The organism is Streptomyces sp. A01, assembly GCF_059026195.1.
The window spans coordinates 49,177-72,319 of the sequence record NZ_JBWLKN010000002.1; the positions used below are offsets into that span (position 1 = coordinate 49,177).

16 protein-coding genes and 2 tRNA genes are annotated in these 23,143 nt (G+C 71.3%); 7 read left to right on the top strand and 11 right to left on the bottom strand.

Translation table 11 applies throughout. The features are described from left to right. Nucleotides 1-61: 61 nt before the first annotated feature. From clpX to AC5P1B_RS02740, 5 genes are all read right to left on the bottom strand, one after another. Nucleotides 62-1,348 carry an ATP-dependent Clp protease ATP-binding subunit ClpX gene (gene clpX / locus AC5P1B_RS02720; protein ID WP_493884535.1) on the bottom strand — a complete coding sequence of 429 codons (1,287 nt, stop codon included), beginning with the start codon at nt 1,346-1,348 and terminating at the stop codon, nt 62-64. 136 nt (nt 1,349-1,484) lie between these two features. After that, complete coding sequence (locus AC5P1B_RS02725) at nt 1,485-2,141, bottom strand: ATP-dependent Clp protease proteolytic subunit (protein ID WP_493884834.1); 657 nt, start codon at nt 2,139-2,141, stop codon at nt 1,485-1,487. Between the two features lie 57 nt (nt 2,142-2,198). Then, nucleotides 2,199-2,804, bottom strand: a complete 606-nt coding sequence (locus tag AC5P1B_RS02730) for an ATP-dependent Clp protease proteolytic subunit (protein ID WP_493884835.1) — start codon at nt 2,802-2,804, stop codon at nt 2,199-2,201. Between the two features lie 509 nt (nt 2,805-3,313). Next, entirely contained in the window at nt 3,314-4,762 is a 1,449-nt protein-coding gene (tig, locus tag AC5P1B_RS02735; protein ID WP_493884536.1) for a trigger factor, read from the bottom strand. A 224-nt stretch (nt 4,763-4,986) separates the two neighbouring features. Then, a tRNA-Pro gene (locus AC5P1B_RS02740) sits at nt 4,987-5,063 on the bottom strand. 167 nt (nt 5,064-5,230) lie between these two features. Here AC5P1B_RS02740 and AC5P1B_RS02745 point away from each other — a divergent pair. Next, a tRNA-Gly gene (locus tag AC5P1B_RS02745) sits at nt 5,231-5,304 on the top strand. A 337-nt stretch (nt 5,305-5,641) separates the two neighbouring features. On the opposite strand, the gene AC5P1B_RS02750 is transcribed toward AC5P1B_RS02745, so the two are convergent. Then, nucleotides 5,642-5,836, bottom strand: a complete 195-nt coding sequence (locus AC5P1B_RS02750) for a hypothetical protein (RefSeq protein WP_493884537.1) — start codon at nt 5,834-5,836, stop codon at nt 5,642-5,644. 709 nt (nt 5,837-6,545) lie between these two features. Between AC5P1B_RS02750 and AC5P1B_RS02755 the strand changes: the two genes are divergently transcribed. Further along, nucleotides 6,546-7,730: an acyltransferase family protein gene (locus tag AC5P1B_RS02755; protein ID WP_493884538.1), complete on the top strand. Its 1,185-nt coding sequence runs from the start codon at nt 6,546-6,548 to the stop codon at nt 7,728-7,730. 222 nt (nt 7,731-7,952) lie between these two features. Here the strand turns inward: AC5P1B_RS02755 and AC5P1B_RS02760 are convergent, their stop codons facing one another. The 3 genes from AC5P1B_RS02760 to AC5P1B_RS02770 form a co-directional block, all read right to left on the bottom strand. Beyond that, nucleotides 7,953-8,405, bottom strand: a complete 453-nt coding sequence (locus AC5P1B_RS02760) for an HD domain-containing protein (protein ID WP_493884539.1) — start codon at nt 8,403-8,405, stop codon at nt 7,953-7,955. 142 nt (nt 8,406-8,547) lie between these two features. Next, the gene (locus AC5P1B_RS02765) at nt 8,548-11,085 is read right to left on the bottom strand and encodes an FtsX-like permease family protein (RefSeq protein ID WP_493884540.1); all 2,538 of its coding nucleotides are present in this window, start codon (nt 11,083-11,085) and stop codon (nt 8,548-8,550) included. Beyond that, nucleotides 11,082-12,107, bottom strand: a complete 1,026-nt coding sequence (locus AC5P1B_RS02770; RefSeq protein ID WP_493884541.1) for an ABC transporter ATP-binding protein — start codon at nt 12,105-12,107, stop codon at nt 11,082-11,084. The genes AC5P1B_RS02765 and AC5P1B_RS02770 overlap by 4 nt, the downstream gene beginning before the upstream one ends. Before the next feature lie 304 nt (nt 12,108-12,411). Between AC5P1B_RS02770 and AC5P1B_RS02775 the strand changes: the two genes are divergently transcribed. Then, nucleotides 12,412-13,593 (top strand): cation:proton antiporter, encoded by a 1,182-nt coding sequence (locus AC5P1B_RS02775; RefSeq protein ID WP_493884542.1) that lies wholly within the window; start codon nt 12,412-12,414, stop codon nt 13,591-13,593. A gap of 277 nt (nt 13,594-13,870) precedes the next feature. On the opposite strand, the gene AC5P1B_RS02780 is transcribed toward AC5P1B_RS02775, so the two are convergent. After that, complete coding sequence (locus AC5P1B_RS02780; RefSeq protein WP_493884543.1) at nt 13,871-14,182, bottom strand: trypco2 family protein; 312 nt, start codon at nt 14,180-14,182, stop codon at nt 13,871-13,873. A 92-nt stretch (nt 14,183-14,274) separates the two neighbouring features. Between AC5P1B_RS02780 and AC5P1B_RS02785 the strand changes: the two genes are divergently transcribed. From AC5P1B_RS02785 to AC5P1B_RS02795, 3 genes are read left to right on the top strand one after another with little or no spacing between them, the layout of a single operon-like run. Beyond that, nucleotides 14,275-18,012, top strand: a complete 3,738-nt coding sequence (locus AC5P1B_RS02785) for a tetratricopeptide repeat protein (protein ID WP_493884544.1) — start codon at nt 14,275-14,277, stop codon at nt 18,010-18,012. A gap of 11 nt (nt 18,013-18,023) precedes the next feature. Continuing rightward, on the top strand, nt 18,024-19,133 hold the full coding sequence (locus tag AC5P1B_RS02790; protein ID WP_493884545.1) for a GlnX family signal transduction membrane protein: 1,110 nt from the start codon (nt 18,024-18,026) through the stop codon (nt 19,131-19,133). Then, nucleotides 19,130-20,461: an extracellular solute-binding protein gene (locus AC5P1B_RS02795; RefSeq protein ID WP_493884546.1), complete on the top strand. Its 1,332-nt coding sequence runs from the start codon at nt 19,130-19,132 to the stop codon at nt 20,459-20,461. The genes AC5P1B_RS02790 and AC5P1B_RS02795 overlap by 4 nt, the downstream gene beginning before the upstream one ends. A 129-nt stretch (nt 20,462-20,590) precedes the next feature. On the opposite strand, the gene AC5P1B_RS02800 is transcribed toward AC5P1B_RS02795, so the two are convergent. Next, nucleotides 20,591-21,727 carry a PP2C family protein-serine/threonine phosphatase gene (locus AC5P1B_RS02800; protein ID WP_493884547.1) on the bottom strand — a complete coding sequence of 379 codons (1,137 nt, stop codon included), beginning with the start codon at nt 21,725-21,727 and terminating at the stop codon, nt 20,591-20,593. A 180-nt stretch (nt 21,728-21,907) separates the two neighbouring features. On the opposite strand from AC5P1B_RS02800, the gene AC5P1B_RS02805 reads away from it, so the two are divergent. After that, complete coding sequence (locus tag AC5P1B_RS02805; protein ID WP_493884548.1) at nt 21,908-23,137, top strand: GNAT family N-acetyltransferase; 1,230 nt, start codon at nt 21,908-21,910, stop codon at nt 23,135-23,137. Nucleotides 23,138-23,143 lie beyond the last annotated feature (6 nt).

Genomic DNA, 23,143 nt, shown 5'->3' on the forward strand with positions numbered 1-23,143 from the left:
AGGGGCGCCCGGCCAGTTGGCCGGGCGCCCCTTCACGTTGCTGTGTGGCGTGCTGACGCGGCTACGCGCTCTTCTCGTGCCGGTCGTCCTTGCCGACGATGCGCGGCTCGCGCGGGACCAGGGTCGGGTTCACGTTGGAGTGGACGACCTCTTCGGTGATGACGACGCGGGCCACGTCCTTGCGGGACGGCACCTCGTACATCACCGACTGCAGGACCTCTTCCATGATGGCCCGCAGGCCACGCGCGCCGGTACCGCGCAGGATCGCCTGGTCGGCGATGGCCTCAAGGGCCGGGCGGTCGAACTCCAGCTCCACGCCGTCGAGTTCGAACAGCCGCTCGTACTGCTTGACGAGCGCGTTCCGCGGCTCGACGAGGATCTGGAGCAGGGCCTCGCGGTCGAGGTTGTGGACCGAGGTGATGACCGGGAGGCGGCCGATGAACTCGGGGATCATCCCGAACTTCACCAGGTCCTCCGGCATGACCTCCTGGAACTGGTCGCTCGCCTCGATCTCCCGCTTGGAGCGGATGGTGGCCCCGAAGCCGATGCCCTTGGCGCCCGCGCGGGACTCGATGATCTTCTCAAGGCCGGCGAACGCGCCGCCCACGATGAAGAGCACGTTGGTCGTGTCGATCTGGATGAACTCCTGGTGCGGGTGCTTGCGCCCGCCCTGCGGCGGCACCGAGGCCGTCGTGCCTTCCAGGATCTTCAGCAGCGCCTGCTGGACGCCCTCGCCGGAGACGTCGCGGGTGATCGACGGGTTCTCGCTCTTGCGGGCGACCTTGTCGATCTCATCGATGTAGATGATGCCGGTCTCGGCCTTTTTGACGTCGTAGTCGGCGGCCTGGATCAGCTTGAGCAGGATGTTCTCGACGTCCTCGCCGACATAGCCCGCCTCGGTGAGGGCGGTGGCGTCGGCGATGGCGAACGGGACGTTGAGCATCCGGGCCAGGGTCTGGGCCAGCAGGGTCTTGCCGGAGCCCGTCGGGCCGAGCAGCAGGATGTTGGACTTCGACAATTCGATGCCGTCGTCGCGGTTGCCCGCCGCCTCGCCTGCCTGGACCCGCTTGTAGTGGTTGTAGACGGCCACGGACAGCGCCTTCTTGGCGGGCTCCTGGCCGACGACGTATCCCTCAAGGAACTCGTAGATCTCGCGGGGCTTGGGAAGTTCCTCCCAGCGCACCTCGGAGGTCTCAGCGAGCTCCTCCTCAATGATCTCGTTGCAGAGATCGATGCACTCGTCGCAGATGTACACACCGGGGCCTGCGATGAGCTTCTTCACCTGCTTCTGGCTCTTTCCGCAGAACGAGCACTTGAGCAGGTCGCCGCCGTCACCGATGCGTGCCACGAGGTGCTTCCCCTTCGCCTGGGATCCGTCCTGTTCCACGGACCCGGGTGCTTGCCTATCGACGGTACCTTGCCGGGACCCCCGTGCGGGCCCCCCTTGGACCGACTCAGTCCAAGGGGGCCCCATCAAAGGTAGGTCACCCCATGCCGACGGATGTCTTGCGCGTCGAGACGATCTGGTCGATCAGACCGTACGCCAGCGCCTCCTCGGCGGTGAGGATCTTGTCCCGCTCGATGTCGTCGCGGATCTTCTCGATCGGTGTGGTGGAGTGCTTGGCCAGCATCTCCTCCAACTGCGACCGCATCCGCAGGATCTCGTTGGCCGCGATCTCCAGGTCGGAGACCTGGCCGCGGCCGGTCTCGCTGTACGGCTGGTGGATCAGAATCCGGGCGTTCGGCAGCGCCATCCGCTTACCGGCCGTACCGGCGGCGAGCAGCACGGCGGCGGCGGAGGCCGCCTGGCCCATGCAGACCGTCTGGATGTCGGGCTTCACGAACTGCATCGTGTCGTAGATGGCCGTCAGCGCGGTGAACGAGCCGCCGGGCGAGTTGATGTAGATCGAGATGTCACGGTCGGGGTCCATCGACTCCAGGCACAGCAGCTGCGCCATGACGTCGTTGGCGGAGGCGTCATCGATCTGGACGCCGAGGAAGATGACCCGCTCCTCGAAGAGCTTCGCGTAGGGGTCGTACTCGCGCACGCCCTGCGAGGTGCGCTCCACGAAGCGCGGGATCACATACCTGGACTCGGCGACCGGGCCCTGGTAGAGGCCACTGCCGACGTTGTTGTTCATCTGCGTGTTCACCATCCTGATGGCGTTCGGTGGGCTGGGTGAGGAAGCTCGGGGGCGTCAGGCCCCGGTGCCGCCGCCGCCCGGAACGTCCGTGGCGGAAGACATGACATCGTCGATCAGGCCGTAGGCCTTGGCCTCCTCGGCGGAGAACCAGCGGTCGCGGTCGGAGTCGCGCGTGACCTGCTCGACGGTCTGGCCGGTGTGGAAGGCGGTCAGCTCCGCCATCCGCTTCTTGGTGTGCAGCAGCCGCTCGGCGTGGATCTTGATGTCCGAGGCCGAGCCCGCCAGGCCCGCGGAGGGCTGGTGGATCAGGATTTCGGCGTTCGGCAGCGCGAACCGCTTGCCCGGGGTGCCCGCGCTCAGCAGGAACTGTCCCATCGACGCGGCGAGGCCCATGGCGATGGTGACCACGTCGTTCTTGATGAACTGCATGGTGTCGTAGATCGCCATGCCCGCGGAGATCGAGCCGCCGGGGCTGTTGATGTAGAGGTTGATGTCCTTGTCAGGCTCCGCAGCGAGCAGGAGCAGCTGCGCGGTGATCTTGTTGGCGATGTCGTCGTCGACCGGCTGGCCGAGGAAGATGATCCGCTCCCCGAGCAACCGGTTGTAGACCTGGTCGCCGAGGCCGCCACCGACGGTCGGCTCGCCGGCGGCGGAAGGCATCAGATTCGTCACGTATCCACCTGCTCGTTGATTCGACGGCCGCGAGCCGTCTCAGCGTCTTCGTGCGGGCGTGGGATTCGACGCCGCCAGGACTCGCCCGGCGCGTTTCAGGGACTCCCCTGCCCTCGTACTTACGGACCCTAACGCGCAGGTGGGGCAACACCATCCCGCATCAGTAACTGTTCGCTGTGAGCGCAGGCTCCGGGGCCCTGAGCGGCCCCACGAGCGCTCGCGGGGGCGCGGGGACCTCCCGCACGCCGGTGAGTCGTCCCCGTGCCCGTACGGGCCGCTACGGGCCCGCCAGGGTCCCTCGTGCCACGGCGCGGCCGGTTCCGTGCGGTCAGCGGTCGGCGCGGCGGCCTGGCGCGTGCCCTTCCCGGCGCGCCGGGCGGGCGGCGCGGCGGGCCGCCGGGGGCCCGGCCCCGCGGGCGCGGGCGACTCGCTTCCCAACGGCGACGGGCCCGGACGCGAGTGCGTCCGGGCCCGTGCGCGCGGGGTCAGGCCGAGGATCAGCCCTCGGTCTTCTCCTCCGACTTCTCAGCCGCCTTCTCGGTGTCGGCGGCCTCGGCGGTGGTGTCCTCAGCGGCCTCGGCGGACTCGGCGCCCGCCTCGGCGGTGGCCTCGACCGTCTCGGCGGTCTCGTCCTCTTCGTCCTCCAGGTCGACGACCTCACCGTTGCTGTCGGTGACCTTGGCGGCCTCGACGACGACGGCGAGCGCCTTGCCGCGGGCGACCTCGCCGACGAGCATCGGCACCTGGCCACCCTCGACGACGGCCTGGGCGAACTGGTCCGGGCTCATGCCGGAGGACTGCGCACGGCGCATGAGGTGCTCGGTGAGCTCCTCCTGGCCGACCGACAGCTTCTCCTTGTTGACGAGCTCATCGAGGATGAACTGCGTCTTGATGCCCTTCTCGGCCTGCTCCTTGGTCTCGGCGTCGAACTCTTCCTCGGTCTTGCCCTGGATCTCCAGGTACTTCGCGAGGTCGAGGCCCATCTGGCCGAGCTGGTGGTTGACCAGGTTGTGCTTGCGGGTCTCGATCTCGTCCTGGAGCAGCTTCTCCGGGATCGGGACCTCGGCCAGCTCCAGGAGGGCGTCGAGCACCTTCTCCTGGGCCTGGGTGGCCTGCTCGTACTTCTTCGACTGCTCAAGGCGCTTGCGGCTGTCGGCGCGCAGCTCGTCAAGGGTGTCGAACTCGCTCGCGAGCTGGGCGAAGTCGTCGTCCAGGTCGGGCAGTTCGCGGGACTTGACCTCGCTCACGTCGACCTTGACCTCGGCCTCCTTGCCCTCGGCGGAACCGCCCTTGAGCTCGGAGGCGAAGGTCGCGGTGCCACCGGCCTCAAGACCGGTGACGGCCTCGTCGATGCCGTCGAGCAGCTGGCCGGAGCCGATGGTGTACGACACGCCCTGGGCGACGCCGTCCTCCAGCACCTCGCCGTCGACCTTGGCCTCCAGGTCGACGGTGACGGTGTCACCCTCGGCGGCGGCACGCTCGACGACGGAGGTGGTCGCGAAGCGGTCGCGCAGCTGCTCGACCGCCGCGTCCACGTCCTCTTCCGAGACCTCGACGGCGTCGACGGTGACCTCGATGCCGGAGTAGTCCGGGATCTCGATCTCCGGGCGGATGTCCACCTCGGCGGTGAAGGCCAGCAGCTCGCCGTCCTTCAGCTCGGTGATGTCCACCTCGGGCTGGCCGAGGACGTTCAGCTCACCCTCGTTGACCGCTTCGGTGTAGAACTTCGGGAGCGCGTCGTTGACGGCCTCCTCCAGCACGGCGCCACGACCGAACCGCTGGTCGATGACGCGGGCCGGAATCTTGCCCTTGCGGAAACCCGCCACCGTGACCTGCTGGTTGATCTTCTTGTACGCCGCGTCGAGGCTGGCCTTGAGCTCCTCGAAGGGCACCTCGACAGTGAGCCGAACCCGAGTCGGGTTCAGGGTCTCCACGGCGCTCTTCACGGTTCGGTCTCCTTGGGGCTGACTTCTTGGGGTTTCTGCTGCTGAGGTTCTGCAGAGAATCTGCGGATCGCGCCCCGTATTCCCGTCATCACAGACACAGGTACGCAGCCTGCATAGTAACCGCAAGCATGCGCAGCGCCCTAACGGGATCATGCCCACCGGGGTACGCCGCCCGGTACCCGAGCCATGCTCGGCCGGGCGACGTGAACTGGACTGGATCGTGCTGGTCGGGGTGGCCGGATTCGAACCGACGACCTTCCGCTCCCAAAGCGGACGCGCTACCAAGCTGCGCCACACCCCGTCGGTGCGAGACGTAGGGTACATGGCTAGCGGACGGATGGCTGCCGGTTATCCCGGCGGCAGGCCGGGGTGTGCGGAGCACGCGGCCGACCCGCTACGATGCTTCTCGTGCCACGGCCGGGCCAGACAGGGCTCGTACGGCCGGTTTTTCTACGACCGGCGGCGCATGCGGGCGTAGCTCAATGGTAGAGCCCCAGTCTTCCAAACTGGCTACGCGGGTTCGATTCCCGTCGCCCGCTCCACAGCGTGACTGACACCGATGGACGACTCGGCCGGAGACCCCGACCGGGACTCCGACCGACCGAACGGCCCGGTGCCGGGATTCTTCCCGGCACCGGGCCGTTCGTGTTTTCGGCTCACTGCCGCCGCTGTTCTCGCTTTCGCCAGATGGCGCCGTTCGCGTGACCGGCATGGCGGCGCGGCAGGGCGGGCCGCGCGCGGGAAAGCGGCTGACGCGGCGCCCGTGAGGGTGGGCCTCGCCTCTCGGGCCCCGCGACTCAAGCCGTGCGCGTATCTCTCGGCTCAGCACCGCCTCCGGCCCGCAGGAGACGGTTCCCGCAGGCCAGAGGCTGTGCCGGGTCAGAAGCTGATGTCGCTGATGCCTTCCGCGACATTGTCGAGGAACTCCTGGATGTCGGGCGACGCATCCGTGGAGGCAAGGAGGAAGCCGAAGAGGATGGCGACAAGCGCCGGACCGGCCTTGATCTTCCCTGCTCTGAATATAAACACCAGAATAATGCCAACAAGCAGCACAACAGACAGGGAAATAACCACGACTGATCCCTCGCCCTCGGTCGCAACACGTCTCTCCGGCCCGGTGAGGACACACGACCTCGCAGGCCCCCGCCTCGACCATCGTGCCACCAAGTGGGTGATGGTTGGGGCCGGGTGACGAATCATTGACCAACTGCCCGTGTCGCGCGCGCCACACTCCGGGCCGCCGAAGCCGCGGACGCGATCGCCCCCGCCCGCGCGGGAGACGGTCCCGCTCAGGGCCCCGGGGCATGAATAGCCGCACACCGGTCACGCGACACGTCGGGGATGGCGTTCGAATTCGGCTTGATCACCTACCCTGGTGGCCCCTACACCCATATCGCCGACGAGAATTCCGCATTTTTTCCTCAGCACTGGTGCAGGAGTGCCGACGCGGGCAGACAAAGCGCCAATGAAGCAGACATTCCACCAGGGTCCCCTGCGGGGCATATGCCCCGTTTAAGCGGGATGAGAACCGACTAAACCGGACAGAACACGGCGACACGGTGGGACTGCGGAGCGTTTTGCCGATCCACCGAACAAGCAACCGGCAAGCGGGCAACGGCGATATCGGCAATGCGGCACGAGAACCACCACGAGAACAACACAGCAAGGTTTTACGCAATACAGGTTTGACCGCTATGGTGCCTCAGATGTTCCACGCTGCCATGCCCCACGTACGCGCAGTGAGATCCAGGACCGCCTCCCCCTGCTCATGGTGGGAGGGCCCATGACGAACTCCCTGTATCCGCACGGCTATCAGCGGGCCCCACTCCCTCCGGCCCAGGAGACGGCGCCCGAGCACCGCTCGTCACCGCGCGATCAGCATCCGGACCGCTCGGCGGCCCCGCCTCCGGCGGTCGGCGGGGCCAAGCCGAAACAGCGCGACGCGTTCTTCGACAACGCCAAGTACCTGGCCATCGTGCTGGTCGCGATGGGACATACGTGGGAACCCCTCACCGACCACAGCCGCACCGCCGAGGCGCTGTACATGACGGTGTACAGCTTCCACATGCCGGCCTTCATCCTGATCTCGGGCTTCTTCTCCCGCAGCTTCGACATGCGCCCGGACCGGCTGAAGCGGCTGATCACCGGCATCGCCGTGCCGTACGTGATCTTTGAGGTCGCCTACACGTTCTTCAAGCGCTGGGCGGACGACGACCCGACGTACGACTTCAGTCTGCTCGACCCCTGGTACCTCACCTGGTTTCTCGCCGCGCTCTTCGTCTGGCGGCTGACCACACCGATCTGGAAGATCATCCGCTGGCCGGTGCCGGTCTCCCTGGCCATCGCGACGCTCGCCTCCGTCTCCCCCGACATCGGCGACGACCTCGACCTTCAGCGCGTGCTGCAGTTCATGCCGTTCTTCGTCATCGGCCTGTGCATGAAGGGCGAGCACTTCCATGTGATGCGGCGCAACTCGGTGCGGCTGGCCGCGATCCCCGTGTTCGGCTGCGCGGTCGCCTTCGCCTACTGGGCCGGGCCCCGGATGAACTCGGCCTGGTTCTACCACCGCGACAGCGTCCAGGAACTGGCCGCGCCGCCGTGGACGGGCCCGGTCATGACGCTGGCCATGTTCGGCTGCTCGATGGTGCTGGTGACGTGCTTCTTCGCCTGGGTGCCGAGGCGGAAGATGTGGTTCACCGTGCTGGGGGCGGGGACGCTGTACGGGTACCTGCTGCATGGCTTCCTCGCCAAGGGGTCGCGCTTCTGGGGCTGGTTCGACACGTACGAGTGGCTGCACGAGCCGCTGGGGGAGATCGCCGTCACGGTGATCGCCGCCGTGGTGGTGACAGCGCTGTGCACGCCGCCGGTGCAGCGGATGTTCCGCTTCGCCATGGAGCCGAAGATGGCCTGGGCGTTCCGGAAGGACCCGGCTGAGCAGGCGCGGCGCCGGGCCCACGCCAAGGGCTGAGCGCGCCCGGCGCTTTTCGGTGACGGGTGTGGGTCTGTGGTTGTCCCCTGTGGTTGCCGTGGGTGTCCTCAAACGCCGGACGGGCTTGATGGGGCTGGACGGGCTTCGCACTTCAGCCCGTCCGGCGATTGAGGACAACACCAGCCGTCCGGCGCTTGAGGACACCATCCACCCAGCCCGTCCGGCGCTTGAGGACAGGACAGGTGAGGGGCGGGATACGCGCTACGGGGCTGGGGGTGGGGTCAGGAGTTGGCGGAGGTGGGTGTACTTCGCCGTGAGGCGGGACCTTGTTTCCGGGGCCAGTTTGGCCAGGCGGGACGGGTCCGCGTTGTGGGCTATGTCGGCTTCCTTGATCAGGAGGGCTCCGGGGGTGGCCAGGATGTGGGCCGTGTACTGCTCAAGCGGTTCACCCGGCCGCTTGGTCATGGCGTCGATCAAGTCCTTGGTGTGCTGGGTCAGCGGGGCGTCCGCGAGCCATGCGCGGGTGAGGACGTCGTCCTCGATCGCGTCGTGCAGCCAGGCCGCCGCGATCTGCTCATCCGTGCCGCCGCGTGCCCGTACGCCGTCCGCCACCGCCGCGAGGTGTTCGGTGTACGGGCTGCCCGCCTTGTCCTTCTGGGAGGCGTGGGCCCGGCGGGCCAGTGCTTCGACTTCCTGCAGCGTCAGGACAGACATCCACTTCTCCCGGTCGAGCGGGCACGCGCGGGCGCGTGCGGCCGCTGGTCTTCACGCTGTCGGGCGGCGCCGGTGTGGCGCACCCGTCTCACGTCGTGTCGTCAGCCAGTGTCCCGGCTCCACGCGCCGGGTGCTCCCCCGGTCACTGCTTCTCACCCGCTCCCCCAAGGCCGGTGGCCCGTAGTGCCATGCGGGCGGGGACCGTGGTGGAGACGACACCGAGGAGGAGGGTGGCGCCCGCGAAGGCCGCGTAGAGCTCGGGCGGGATGTGCGGGCCCGAGCCGGTGATGCCGCGCGTCATCGGGTTCAGGGTGGCCAGCGCGATGGCGGTGCCCAGGACCAGGCCCGCCGCCGCTACCAGCAGGGCCTCCCAGCGGACCATGCCGAGGATCTGCCGCCTGGTGGAGCCGATCAGGCGCAGCGTGGCCAGTTCTCGGCGGCGGTCGAGCACGGTCATGACCAGCGTGTTGGCCGCAGCGATGGCGGCGAAGCCGCCGAGGACGGCGGCCATGGTGGTGTTGGCCCAGGCGTTGAGCTCGCGGTCCTTGTCCTGGGCCGCCGCGTAGCCGTCGCGGTCGGTGACGTCACCGAGGGGGGACAGCGCCGCGGCGACCTTGGCGGGCGGTGCGCCTGCCGCGTCCTTGATGAGGATGTCGCTGTCGAAGGCGGACGACACATGACCGGCGAGGGCGGACCTGGGCAGGGTGAGCTGGGAGATGCCCAGGCCGCGTCCGTACGTCGCGACGATCTCCGGCTTGGCGCGGGTGCCGTCCGGCAGCCGCAGAACGAGCCGGTCGCCGACCTCGACGCCCGCGGAGTCGGCCAGCAGGGAGTCGATGGCCACGGTGCCGGGGCGGCCGATGGAGTGCGGGTCTCCGGCGCGTACGTCGAGATCCTGGACGGCGCGCAGGTCGCTGCCGGTGCCGGAGACGCCCTGGGCCGACGCGCTTTGCAGCCGGCTGCCGCCGCCGGAGCCCATGGGGACCAGGACGCCGGTCCGCAGCAGGCCGACCGCCGTGTCCACGCCGGGCGTGCGCGCGGCGCGGGCGGTGGCGTCGGCGGGCAGGCCGTCCGAGGACGAGATGACGTGGTCGGCGACGATCCCGGCGCGGCGCTGGTCGGCCATCGCGTGGTCCTCGCTGGTGTGCATGAACACCAGTGTTGACGCGAAGGCCATGGCCAGCACGATCGGGGTGATCGCCGAGGCCAGGCGGCGGGAGTTGGCGCGGGCGTTGGCGGCGGCGAGGTTCGCCGCGGCGTTTCCGGCGCGCAGTGGCAGGCCGATGAGCCAAGCGCAGGCGCGTGCGATGAGGGGCCCGAGCAGGCCGACGGCGACCATGAACGCCATGACGACGCCGAGCGCGACGTTCGCCGCGTCCTCTCCGGTCTCCTTCGCCGCGACTCCGGCGAGGACGATGCCGCCGACGAGGGCGCCCGCGCCGAGGAGGGTGCGGATGACGCCGGGGCTGAAGCGTTCCACGGCGGACTCGCTCAGCGCCTGGCCCGGCTTGATCCGGGCGGGGCGGCGGGCCGCGAGCAGCCCGGCGACCAGTGAGGTGAGCAGGCCCGCGCCGACGGCGCTGACCAGCGGAATCCAGGAGACGGCGAGATCGACGGAGGCGGGGATGGCGCTCTTGTCCCGCAGTTGCCCGAACCACCAGGCGGCCAGGGCGACGCCGGGCAGGCAGCCGATCACTCCGGCGAGCGGCGCGACGAGCAGGGCCTCGGTGGCGACGGACCGGCGCAGCTGGCGCGGGGTGGCACCGATGGCGCGCAGCAGGGCGAACTCGCGGCGGCGCTGGCCCACGCAGAGGGCGACCGTTCCCGAGGCCGTGAACACGGCGACCATGGTGGCGATGCCGCCGAAGGAGCCGCCGAGGGCCATGAGGAGTTCCTTGGCCTCGGCGAGGCCCGGCTGCTCCACTTCGCCTCTGCCGTCGCCGGTGTGGATGTCGGCCTTGCTGTCGACGGCCTCCTTGACCTGGTCGGCGAGCCGGGCGGTGGGGGTGCCCGGCTTGGCGAGGACGGCGATGGCGTCGATCTTTCCGGGGTGGCCGGAGAGCTGGATGGCCTGGGTGTCGGTGAACCAGACGGTGGGGGCCGCCGGTTGGGGGCGCTGGGCCGGGCGGGTGATGCCGGAGACGCGGAAGTGCCGGGCGCCGTCGGAGGTGGTCAGGGTGATCCGGTCTCCGACATGGGCGGCACCGGCCTTGGCGGTCGCGGGGTCGAGCACGACGTCCCCGGCGGTGCGGGGTTCGGCGCCGTCCGCCAGCCGGGTGCCGGTGAAGGCGGTCGAGCCCCAGCCGTTCGCGGTGGCGGTGCCCGTTTCCGTACGGACCTGGTAGCCGATGTCGGGGATGGCCGCGGCGACCCCGGGAACGGCGGCGAGCTTCGTGGTGAGCGCGGCGTCGAGGCGGGCCAGGTCGGGCACCAGCTCCCCCTCGTCCTCGCGGTCTTCGCCGCTGCCCGTGTAGTGGTGGGCGCGCTGGTCGGCCGCGGCGACCACGGGGACGTCGGCGTAGCGCTGCGGTGGCACGGAGGCCCGTATACCGGTCTCCAGCAGGATGCCGCAGGCGGAGACGATCATCGCGGCCATCATCAGCGCGACGAAGGTGCCGGCGAAGGAGGCGGGTTTGAAGCGGACGGCCGCGCGGGCCAGCCCGTTGGTGAGGGCTCTCATGCCGCAGCTCCGGCCGCCATGGAGTGCGGAGGCAGGTGCGGCATGGGGCTCGTACGGGCGGTGAGCGCCGCCATCCGGTCGGCGATCTGCTGGACGGAGGGCCGGACCATCTGGTCGGCGATCGAGCCTTCGGCGAGGAACAGGACACGGTCGGCGTAACCGGCGGCGGACGGGTCGTGGGTGACCATCACGACGGTGGCGGACAGGCGGTCGACGGCGTCGCGCATGAGGGCCAGAACCTCGCCCGCCGTGCCGGTGTCCAGGGCTCCGGTCGGTTCGTCGGCGAAGATCACGTCAGGCCGGGTGATCAGGGCACGGGCGATGGCGACGCGCTGCTGCTGGCCGCCGGAGAGCTGGCCGGGGCGGCGCTTGGTGTGGCCGTCGAGCCCGACCTGGGCCAGTACCTCGCGGGCCCGGTGGCGGTCGGGGCGCTGCCCGGCGAGCCGCATCGGGAGCAGCACGTTCTGCTCGACGGTCAGCGAGGGCAGCAGGTTGAACGCCTGGAAGACGAAGCCGAGGCGGCTGCGGCGCAGCTCGGTGAGCTTGTTCTCCTTCATGCCGGTGATCTCGGTGCCGCCGAGTCGTACGCAACCGGCGGTCGGCCGGTCGAGCCCGGCCGCGCATTGCAGGAAGGTGGACTTGCCGGACCCGGAGGGGCCCATCACGGCGGTGAAGCTGCCGCGCGGCAGGGCGAGGTCGATGCCCCGCAGCGCGTGGACGGCTGAGGAGCCGCGCCCGTACTGGCGGCGCAGCCCGCGCAGTTCGACGGCCCAGTTCCCGGGCGGGGCGGCCGCCGCGCCGTGGGAGGAGGCGGCGTCCCATCCGGCGGCGGGTGCGCCGTCGGGACGAGCGGACCGGTCGGCGGTGCCGTAGCGGCCGCTGTCCGGGCCGCCGACGGGGTATGGGTCGGCGACGGGGTACGGGCCGCCGACGGGGTACGGGGCGCCAGGTGGTGCGGCCTGACCGGTCCGCTTGTCCCGACGCCTGCTGCGCAGCCCCATGGTGTTCCCGTCCTTCGCCAAACGTGTGATGTGCGAACACCTCGAACGTACGGAGCGAAGGCGCGTCGGAGCCATGACGGCCGCTACCCGATGCATGGTGGGGAAAACCCGACAGCCGGACGCGGGTCAGCCCTCGGCAGGGCTCCCGGAGGGCTCCGACGGGGCCGGCTCACGAGGCGTCTCACGAGCACCGGAGGAGCCCTTTCACCAGCACCCAAAAACACTTTGGTAAACTAACTACTGACGATTTCTTGACTCCCCCTTGACCTAGTCGTCAGGCCAACTCCCTGGAGGAGCTATCGGACACGCGGACACCCTCATCGCCATGGGCGGGGCGTTTCTCGCCGCCGCCGTGCTCGCCCGCCTCGGCGCCCGGATCGGGCTGCCCACGATCCCCCTGTTCACCCTGGCCGGGATCTTGCTGGGCCCGCATACGCCCGGCTTCGTGCTCGTCGACGACCCGCACGAGCTGGAGATGCTGTCCGCACTCGGTCTGGTGCTGCTGCTCTTCTACCTCGGCCTTGAATTCCACATGGACGACCTCAAGACCGGTGGCCGCGCGATGGCCGTGGCCGGTGGGGCCTATCTCGCACTGAATGTCGGCGCGGGCCTCGCCTTCGGCTTCGTGCTCGGCTGGGGCACATCGGAGGCGCTGGTCCTCGCGGGAGTGCTGGGCATCTCCTCGTCGGCGATCGTCACCAAGGTCCTTGTCGACCTCGGCCGGATCGGCAATCCGGAGACCAGGCCCATCCTCGGCATCATCGTCGTGGAGGACGTCTTCCTCGCTCTCTACCTCGCCGCACTCCAGCCGGTGATCTCCGGCGCCGACGACCTGGCCTCGGCCGCCGTGGACGCGGGCAAGGCGTTCGGCTTCCTGCTGCTGCTCGCCGCGCTGGCCCGCTGGGGCATCGGCGCCATCGGCGGGGTCATCGCCACCAAGGACAACGAGCTGCTGGTCATCTCCTTCCTGGGCGCCGCTGTGTTCGTCGCCGGGGTCTCGGAGTGGTTCGGTGTCGCGGACGCCATCGGCGCCTTCATGGTCGGCCTGATGCTCGGCGCCACGACCTCCGGGGACCGCATCCGGGAGCTGGTGCATCCGCTGCGGGACGCGTTCGGCGCGATCTTCTTCTTCGCCTTCGGGCTCTCCATCGATCCGGGCGACCTGCCGACGGTGCTGTGGCCGGTGCTGGCCGCCGTCGCGGTCACCCTCGCCATGAACGTGCTGGCCGGGCTCGTCGCCGCCCGCGTCTACGGGTTCGGTCCCGGCCCCGCGGCGAACATCTCGACCACCCTGCTCGCCCGGGGCGAGTTCGCGCTGATCCTGGCCACGATGGCGGCGGGCGCGGGGCTGGACGACAGGCTGGCGCCCTTCATCGCGGGGTACGTGCTGATCCTCGCCGTGCTCGGCCCGCTCGCGGCCGGTAGCTCCCACCGACTGGCGCGGCTGCTTCCCGGCGGGCGCCGCGACGCCCTGGCGGAAGCGGAATCGGGTCCGGCCAGGAGCTAGGCCGTGGCGGCGGGTCATGCCGGGGAGGGGGTGCCCCTGTTCGTGCTTCGCGGGCTGCGGGTGCGTTGTGGCTGGTCGCGCAGTTCCCCGCGCCCCTGACAGGGCACGCCCCTTCGCTGCGCGAACTGCCCCCGGCGGGGCATGCCGGGCAGAGGCAGCCCCTGTCCGTGCGTCGCGGACCGCGGGTGCGTCCTGGCTGGTCGCGCAGTTCCCCGCGCCCCTGACAGGGCACACCTCTTCGCACAGCCACCACGGCCCAACCCGCGGGACAGAACAGCTACCGCCGGTCCCCGCCCACGCTGAAGTGCGGGCTCTCCCTGCCGTGCGGCTTCAGCTCGATCTGGACGCGGTGCGTGGTCTCCCTGGCCGCGGCGGCCCCCGCGCCCGCCGTGATCACGCCGATCCGCAGCGCCGCCCGGCCGGCGCCCTCCCGCCGGATCTGGACCTCGAACTCCAGGCTCACCCGCTCCACCAGGAAACTCAGTTCGCTCTCCGCGCCGCTGCGCTGAGCCCGTTCCAGTTCGTCCCTGACCTCTCCGATGACCTCGGCCAGCCCCGCCACGCGCGCGTCGTCGTCCCGCTCGCCCATCGTGATCTCCCCCGTTCGCTGTCGTCCCCCGACGGTCCCAGCCGTTACGCCCTGGGGTCTTTTGTCACCCCGCGTGGCTATCGTTGAGCAGTATGAAGGAGCTGAGCCGCGCTTCCAACTCCTGGAGATCGGAGGAAAGTTGGCGGGTGCGCCTGTTCCGTACGGGGGAGCGCGAGCGGCATCCACCGCTGGGTGCCGGGGTGCTGCTGCCCGGCGGTCTCGTGCTCACCTGCGCCCATGTCGTGCTTGCCCGCGCCACCGCGGGAGGCGGCCCCCAGAGCCGTACCCCCTTCGACTCGGTGTACGTGGACTTCCCCGCCGCCCCGGGCGCCGCCGCCGAGCCCTTGCGGGCCCGGGTGATGCGGGAGCATCTGGTCCTGCCCACCCCGTTGTTCAGCGGCGACCTCGCCCTGCTCAAGCTCGACCACGAGCCACCCGCGACACCGGCCGTGCTGCACCGGCAGATCCCCGCGCGCGGCGAACGCGTCCACACCACCGGCTACCCCGACGACCTGTGGGGCGGCGAGACCGTCGACGCCCGGCTCATGGGGCGCGGCGGACCCGGACTCAATCCCGAGTGGGTACAGCTGGACACGCTCGGCGCGCCGTATGTGATCCGGCACGGTTACAGCGGCGGCGGCGTGGTCCACGACCGTTCGCGGCGGCTCATCGGCATCGTGGTGCACCAGTTCGGCAGGCCGCAGGCGCCCGTGCCGCTCGCGCACGCCTACATGATCCCGACCGAGACGGTCCTCAAGCACCTGCCGCTGGAGCGGCTGGGCCTCACGGTGACCGGCACCCGCGCCGTCTCCCGGGACATCGCCGTAGCCCCCCGGCAGACCGACAGCGCCCGCGCCCCCGGGCTCCGCCGCTGGCTGACCCGCTGGCTGGAGCGGGCCGAGGAGACCGACCCGGTGGAGATCGCCTTCGCCCGGGAGGGCGAGCGGGAGATCACGCACACCCTCCAGTCCACCCTCACCCTCGCCGACCGCGAGCAGAACCCGCGGCCCACCTCCGGCGGCGACCTGGACGAGCCGCGGGCGGGCAGCATCGACCTCGCCGTGGACGCCACCAACGACACCGTGGCACGGCTCGCCGCCCGCGTCGCCGACCGTGCCGGACTCGACTCCGGCGGCGACCAGGACGCCGTGGTCCGGCGGATCGCCGCCGAGGCGCCGCCGCTCACCGCCGCCTTCCTGTCCGTGGACCGCTCGGCCTCCCCTGACGAGGACGTACTTGAGCTGCTGCGCGCGCTGTGCCGACGCCGGAGCCGACTGCTTCTGGTCTTCCGCGACCCGGAGGCCGCCCTGCTCACGCTGGTACGCAAGGAGCTGCTGGAGTCGCGGTGGACCGAGCTGCGTGCCGACCATGTCGCGGCGCGCCTCGCCCGCCTCGCCGACGCCGAGCACCGGTTGCGGCAGCTGCGGGCGAGTGCGCCCGCCGCTCGTCCCGTGCCGCACGCGCCGCCGCCCCGCGCTCCCGGACTGCGCCGGGAACTGGACCGGTTGCGCCGCCCCGGGCCGTACGACGACGTGCCTGCCCGGCCCTACCGGCTGTTCCGGCTCGACATCGCCGCCGAGGAGGCGCTGCTGCGGGCCGAGACCGCCGAGCGGCTGCTTGACCGGCCCCGCGACCCCCGCGAGTTCGTCGTGGAGCCACCCGGCGGCGGGCTCACGGATCTGCCCGTCGTCGCCGTACGCGATCCTGACGCGCTCGTCGGCCCGGACCCGGCGCCCGACACCGGCGACGGCGGGCGGGGCGATCACGCGCTGGCCCGTGGAGACCTGCTGCAACAGCAGTACAGGGTCGTCGGCCCGCTCGGTCAGGGCAGCTACGGCCAGGTGTATCTGGCCCGCGACCTGCCCCTGGTGAACCGGCCCGTGGCACTCAAGGGCGTGCTCGATCCGGATGATCCGGCGGCTGTACGGCAGGCGCAGCAGGAGCGGCTGCGGCTGGTCAGCCTCAACCATCCGTCGGTCATCCGCGTGATCAATTACGCCCAGCATCCGCGCGGTACCGCCGAGTTCATCGTGATGGAGTTCGCCGACGGGGCTCCGCTGTGGTGGATCGCCGACCGGATCGCGCACAGCGACCCGCCGTTCTCCGGCTTCCGGGTTCACGAGTTCGTCGTCTCGTACGGGCTGCGCGTGCTCGACGCGCTCAGTTACCTGCACGACCAGGAGGAGTTCGTCTACGGGGACCTCTCGCTGACCAACGTGCTGCACTGCGGCAACGGCATCAAGCTCATCGACCTCGCCGGTGTGCGGAAGATCGGCTCACCCGGCCCTGTCACCTACCGGCCGCCGGAGGTCGGCGAGTCCGGCGCGATGACCATCGCGGGCGACCTCTACAGCGTCGGCGCCGTACTGAAGGAGCTGCTGCGAGGCGGTCCGCCGCCGCCCTCCGACCTCGGTACGGAGTCGCTGCAATGGGCGCTGGCCCGGGCGACCGCGCATGACCCGAAGGAACGGTATGCCACCGCGCAGGAGATGGCCCTGCAACTGCGCGGCGTGCTGCGCGAGCTGCGTTCCCTGCGGCTCGACGAGGAGACCTTCGAGCCGTCGCCGCTCTTCTCGCCCGCGGCCGCCGCTCTCGACGGCCAGCTCGGCACGGCCCCGCCGCCGCACCACTGGCGGCGCGGCGGCAACCGCAAGCGTCCCCTCACCGTGCGGGTGCCAAGACCCGCCGAGGTCGCCGTGGGGCTGCCGGTGCCCAAGCCGGACCCCAAGGACCCCAACTGGAAGGAGCTCCAGCGCACCTCGTACGACGACCCGGCCGGTCTGCTCCAGCTCAGCGACGAGTGGCTGGCCTCGCCGGAACTCCACCTGCTGCGCTGCCGGCTCCATCTCGACCTCGCCCGCGACCCGGCGCACTCGCGCGGTGACCAGCTGGTCGCCGCCGGTCTGGAACTCGACAAGGCGCACCGGCTGCTGCCGGGCCTCGCCGACTTCGACTGGCGCCTGCGCTGGCACCAAGGGCTGATCGAGCTCGCCCACGACCGCCCGGAAGACGCCCTGGAGACCTTCACCAAGGTCTACGCGGCCATCCCCGGCGAGTACGCGCCGAAGCTCGCTCTCGGCTACTGCCACGAGAAGTGCGGCGACGCGAACCGGGCCATGGAGTTCTACGGGGCGGTGTGGCGCCGCAACCACGCCCTGGGCAGCGCGGCCTTCGGGCTCGCCCGCATCCAGCTGGCCCAGGGCCGCCCGGACCAGGCGCTGACCACGCTCGAAGGCGTCCCCGCGGATTCCCGGCACCGCACCGCCGCGCGGACGGCGATGGTCCGCATCCACGCCAGCCTGCCCGCCGACGGCGCGCCACCGACCGTGGCCGCCGCCGTCCGTGCCTTCATGGGGCTGCACCGGCTGTTCCGCCACGAGGGCCTCACCGACCGGCACGCCCGCGAACGGCTCACCGCGGATCTGCGCGAGCTGCTGCTCGAACTGGTCCGTACGGCGCGGCGGCGCGGCGACGGGCGGGACCCGCTGGCCGAGCTGCACCAGGCGCTGCCGCCCGGCGTGCGGGCCCCGCGCACCGAAAGGGAGCTGCGCGAACAGCTCTCCGACAGCTACCGGCAGCTGGCCAAGCAGGTCCCGCGCACCGCCCGCGCGGAGGACGCCGCGCTGGCGGAGGCGCTCCTCGACAACGCCTACCGCACCCGGCCCCTCGGTCTGCGCCACCGGCGCGGCGACCGGCGGCGGCCATGGCCACTGGGGCGGCTGCTGTCCCAGCCGCAGTCCCAGGCACAGCCGCAATCGCAGCCGCAGCCGCCGTCGCGGTCGCGGGGCTCCGCCGACGGGGGTCGGCCGATGAGGGATGAAGAGGTGTGAGGGGTGGGGAGATGAGGGGGTATGCGCGGGGTCTCGTCATCGCCGCCCGCCGGGGGTTGTCGCGGTGCGCTCGGCTGCTGCCCTGGCTGTGGCGATGGGCCACCGGACGTGCCGGGTCCCCGCAGGGCCGCCGGACGCCGACCTCCGCGTTCCTGCGCAGCCGCATGCTGCTCCTGCCCGCCCTCGCCCTGGCCGTCCTCGGCCTCGCCGGTACGGCCTACTTCGACGTCCACGGCCGGACGGAGAGTCTGCGGGACCGGCACTCCCCCGCGCTGGTGGACCTGGCCCAGGCACGCACCGCGCTGGAACTGGCGCAGCAGGAGGCCGTTCGGCGGCTCGGTGGGAACGCCCAGGTCGGGCTCGGCGAAAGGTACCGCTCGCTGTTCACCGAAGCGTCGCAGAGCCTCAACCGGGCGGCGCGGACGGAAGCTCTCGACAAGGAGCAGGACCAGGAGCTGCGGGTGGTGTCCGGTCTGGTCGTCGCGTACGGCGACTGGATCGCGTGGGGAGACCGGCACGAGGCATCGGCCGCCCTGCGGGAGGCGGGACTCACGTACGCGGAGAGCCAGTTGCGGGACGAGGCCGATGAGCCGACCGCCATTCTGGACCGGATCGAGGAGCTGGAACGTCAGCTGCGCGCGGGCGCCGGGGAGCGTGCCGGGTGGGGTCCGCTGACCGTGGCGGCCGCGGTGGGAGCCGCGGTGGCGGCCGCGCTGTTCGCGGTGGCGGCCGTCGGCACCCTCGTCTACCTCCGCTTCCGGCTGATGCTGATGAGCGTGCCGCTGGCGGTCGCCGCGCTGCCGGTGCTGCTCGCCCTCGTCCCGCTGGCGATCGGGGGTGCGACCGAGCACGACGCACAGCGCCACGCGTACGGGACCCTCCGCGAGCTGGCGCACCTGGGCACGAGCCGGTCGGCCCCCGCCGCGATCGAGGCCCACGAGGCCGACCTCGCCACGCGGATGCGGCAGGCGCACCCGACGGGCTGGGCGGTCACGGCGGGCGTCGCCCTCTCGGTGGGCACGGTGGGCGCGGCGGCGTGCGGGGTCACGCTGCTCGTCTACGGGCGTGAGTATCTGCGGCGGCGCAGGTACCCCGCGTTGTTCAAGGACGCCGAGCTGTGAGGACACCGGAGGACAAGGGTGGTGGTGCGCGCGTGAGCGGCCGGGCGGTGAGAGGGATACGGGCCCTGCTGGCGGGCTGCCTGCTCGCCGTCCTCGGCGCGGGGACGGGCAGCTGCTCCCTCGATGACGACCGGCGGACCCTGGTGGTCCTCGGCCCGTGGACGGACGGCGAGGAGAAGCCCTTCGAGAAGGTGCTGGAGCGCATCGGTGAGCGCACCGAGCGCCGTTACGTCTACAAGGGCACCCGGTCGCTGCGGGAGACCCTGGTCGCGCAGCTCCAGGCGGGCGCCCCGCCCGACGTGGCCATCCTCAACAGCCCGGGCGAACTCGCCGAGTACGCGCGCGAGGGCGCCGCCCAGCCGCTGCCCGAGAAGGTGGCGGCCGCCGCGGTCCAGCCGTGGGCGCCCCGGATCACCGTCGTCGGCGGGGACGGCGTCGCCCGGGACCACGCGTACTGGGCGCCGGTGCGGGTGGATCTGAAGGGCCTCGTGTGGAGCCGCGCGTCCTCGTCCGGGAAGGCCCCCGACTGGTGTCTGGGCATGAGTTCCGGAGCCACCTCCGGTTGGCCCGGCACGGACTGGATCGAGGACCTGCTGCTGCGGCGCCAGGGCCCTGCGGTGTACGAGGACTGGGCGACCGGCGACCTGGCGTGGACGGACCGCCGGGTGCGGCGCGCCTGGACGGACTGGGGCGAGCTGCTGACCACGGAGACGGCGAGGAAGGCGCTCGCCACGCCGTTCGAGGACCTCGGACGGAAACGGTACGGGCTGCTCAACCGGAAGACCGACGCCTGCACGCATGAGCACCAGGGGTCGTTCATCCGCCGCCACTACGGCGACGACGTCATGCCCGCCCCGACCGCCCGGTTCGTCCCCGGCCTGCCGCCTGACCGCAATGTCTTCGCGGTCTCCGGGGACATGGCGGCCGTCTTCAAGACGAGCGACGACGCCTGGCAGCTGCTCTCCGAGCTGACCTCGGGCCCGGCGCGCGCCGACTGGGTGCGGGCGGCGAAGCCCGGGGAGCGGCCGTACTTCCCCGGCGGGCCCGTCCGGGGGCCGACGCGGCCGACTCCTGGCACCGCCGCCGTGCAGCGGCTGCTGACCGGGGCCGACCGGATCTGCTTCGACGCGTCGGACGCCATGCCGCCGACGCTGCGCGGGGCGTTCAGCCGCGCCGTACTGGAGTTCCTGGCCGCGCCGGAGGACGGCCGAAGACTCGACGGGCTGCTGCGGCGGCTGGAGGCGGAGCGGCTGCTGCAACGGGAGGACGGGACGTTCGCCCTGGACGACCTGTGCGACCGGCCGGTGGCGTCCGGCCGGCCGGGCTGAGACATGGCCTGGACACGGCGCGCCCCGACAGGGGCGCGGGGAACCGCGCGACCAGCCACGACGCACCCGCACTCCACAACACACGGACACGGACAGAGGCTCCCCCAGCACGGTCCGCCGGACAACGGCTCAGTGCCGGCAGATCAGCAGCAGCGCGCGGTCGTCGTTGACGTCCTTGGCCACGCTCTCGATCAGGTGCCAGGCCGCGCCCTGGAAGCCGCTCGTCACATAGCGGTCGGCTTCGCCGCTCAGCCGGTCGATGCCCTCGGAGATGTCCTGTTCCGCGGTCTCGACCAGCCCGTCGGTGAACAGCATCAGCACGTCGCCGGGGTGCAGGCTCCCCTTGACCGCGTCGAACTGCGCCCCGTCGTAGACCCCGAGGAGCGGCCCTCCGGCGGTGATCTCCTCCCAGCGCCCGGTGCCCGCGTGCAGTTGGAGCGCGGGCGGATGCCCGGCCGACAGCAGCTCGTACTCCCCGCTGTCGAGGTCGAGTACGAGATGGATGGAGGTCGCGAAGCCTTCGTCCCAGTCCTGGCGGAGCAGATAGCCGTTGGCCGCGGGCAGGAAGCCGTGCGGCGGCAGCGAGCCGAGCAGGCCGCCGAACGCGCCCGACAGCAGCAGTGCCCGGGAGGCCGCGTCCATGCCCTTGCCCGAGACGTCGGTGAGGACGACCTCCAGCGAGCGGCCGCCGTTGGTGCGGGCGGCGACGACGAAGTCGCCGGAGAAGGACTGCCCGCCCGCGGGGCGCAGCGCCATCTCCCGGTGCCAGCCCCGGGGCAGCTTCGGCAGTTTGCTCTGCACCCGGATGCGCTCGCGCAGGTCGAAGAGCATGGTCCCGCCACCGCGCCACGGCACGCCGACCCGGCTGCGGAACTGCGCGATGAGCAGCCCGAAGAAGCCGACGGCGGCGACCACGAGGATGGTGCCCGGGCTGACCCGGTCCTCGCCGCCGGTGTACGGGCCGAGCGCTTCCGCCTCCACGATCAGGGCGACCGCGGACGCCGCGTACAGCGCGAGCAGGCTCGCCGGGCGCAGCAGCAGCCCTCCGGCGATGATGGGCAGCACGAGGGCGGCCGGGTCACACAGGTCGGGCTGGGCGATGGTGCCCGCGGCGATCGCGGGTACGGCGATGAGCAGGGTGACGAGCGCGAGCCAGTCCGAGCCGCCGCCACGGAAGTAGTCGACCCCGGCCTTGCGCACGCTGGTCCGGGCCCGGTGCAGCGCTTTGCGCATCCGGGCCTTCGGGGATTCCACGCCGCCAGTCATCGCATCGGGACCCTATCCACCCACCGCCATGCTCCGCACATTTCATCGTCTCCGACGCTTCGCATGGGGGGCGCCTCCAGCGGCGCGTCGATTCGCGCGCGCTTCGGGTCACCGGCCGAGATGGGCAATCTTAAGCGAAATACGTTCGCCTGTGCGGGTAAGCGAGGGTAGGCATGGGTTATGACAACCAAGTTGCGTGTGTTACGTCCCGACGAATGGGACGGCTGGTTCGACACCCTGGAGTTGGCCTTCGGCGGGGTCGCGGAGGCCCCGGAGGAACGGGAGCTGTGGCGCGATCTGACCGAGGTCGAGCGATCGATGGGCGTGTGGGACGGCGCTGACTGTGTGGCCACGGCGGGGGCGTTCAGTTTCCGGCTCGCCGTGCCGGGCGGCGCCGTGGTTCCCGCCGCGGGCGTGACCATGGTGGGCGTGCGGCCCACGCACCGGCGGCAGGGCATGCTGCGGTCGATGATGCGGCGGCAGCTCGACGACATACGGGCCGCGGGTGAGCCCGTCGCCGTACTGACCGCCTCGGAACCGGCTATTTACGGACGTTTCGGGTACGGCGCCGCGACCCAGAGCCTGTACGGGACCATCGATCTGGCCCAGGTGAGCTTGACCGTTCCCGAGGGCACCGACGGCGTCCGGCTGCGCATGGCATCCCCGGACGCCTCCCTGGAGGCGTGCGAGGCGGTGTACGCCCAGCAGGTCGCGCTGCGGCCCGGCGGGCTGGTGCGGCTGCCCGGCTGGGAGCGGCTGGGGCCGCATGACCCGCCCGCTGAACGTGAGGGGCACTCGCCGCTGGTGTGCCTGCTCGCCGAGGTGGACGGCGAGGTCGTCGGCTACGCCCGCTACAGCGTCAAGCCCGACTGGGACCTGTCCGGCGCCAGGGGCATCGTGCGGGTACGGGACATCGCGGCGGTGCGTCCTGAGGCGTACGCGGCACTCTGGCGCTGCCTGTTCGAGATGGACCTGATGTCAGTGATCACCCTCAGGAACCGTCCCGTCGACGACCCGGTGCTGCAACTGGTCTCCGACATCCGCCGCTGCGAGCTGCGGCTCATCGACGCGATGCACGTACGGCTGGTCGAGGTCGGCGCGGCGCTTGAGGCGAGGACGTACGCGGCGCCGGTGGAGGTCGTCTTCGAGGTCGAGGACGCGTTCTGCCCGTGGAACCAGGGCCGTTGGCGGCTCGTCGGGGACCAGAAGGGCGCGTCCTGCTCGCGTACGGAGGACGCGGCCGATCTCGCGCTCGGCGTCCGGGAGTTGGGCTCCGCCTACCTCGGTGGCGTCTCGCTCACCTCCCTCGCGGGCGCGGGCCGGGTGCGGGAGCTGCGGCAGGGCGCGCTGGCGGAGGCGTCGGTGGCGTTCGGCAGCGAGCGGGCGCCCTGGCTGCCGCACCGCTTCTGAGGAGTC

Bases quoted from the DNA above. Each gene is read 5' to 3' on its own strand.
- AC5P1B_RS02765 (WP_493884540.1), bottom strand. From the start codon at position 11,085: ATGAGAGCCCTCACCAACGGGCTGGCCCGCGCGGCCGTCCGCTTCAAA.
- AC5P1B_RS02775 (WP_493884542.1), top strand. From the start codon at position 12,412: ATGGGCGGGGCGTTTCTCGCCGCCGCCGTGCTCGCCCGCCTCGGCGCC.
- AC5P1B_RS02785 (WP_493884544.1), top strand. From the start codon at position 14,275: ATGAAGGAGCTGAGCCGCGCTTCCAACTCCTGGAGATCGGAGGAAAGT.
- AC5P1B_RS02780 (WP_493884543.1), bottom strand. From the start codon at position 14,182: ATGGGCGAGCGGGACGACGACGCGCGCGTGGCGGGGCTGGCCGAGGTC.
- AC5P1B_RS02730 (WP_493884835.1), bottom strand. From the start codon at position 2,804: ATGCCTTCCGCCGCCGGCGAGCCGACCGTCGGTGGCGGCCTCGGCGAC.
- AC5P1B_RS02755 (WP_493884538.1), top strand. From the start codon at position 6,546: ATGACGAACTCCCTGTATCCGCACGGCTATCAGCGGGCCCCACTCCCT.
- AC5P1B_RS02760 (WP_493884539.1), bottom strand. From the start codon at position 8,405: ATGTCTGTCCTGACGCTGCAGGAAGTCGAAGCACTGGCCCGCCGGGCC.
- AC5P1B_RS02805 (WP_493884548.1), top strand. From the start codon at position 21,908: ATGACAACCAAGTTGCGTGTGTTACGTCCCGACGAATGGGACGGCTGG.
- AC5P1B_RS02790 (WP_493884545.1), top strand. From the start codon at position 18,024: ATGAGGGGGTATGCGCGGGGTCTCGTCATCGCCGCCCGCCGGGGGTTG.
- AC5P1B_RS02725 (WP_493884834.1), bottom strand. From the start codon at position 2,141: ATGAACAACAACGTCGGCAGTGGCCTCTACCAGGGCCCGGTCGCCGAG.
- AC5P1B_RS02800 (WP_493884547.1), bottom strand. From the start codon at position 21,727: ATGACTGGCGGCGTGGAATCCCCGAAGGCCCGGATGCGCAAAGCGCTG.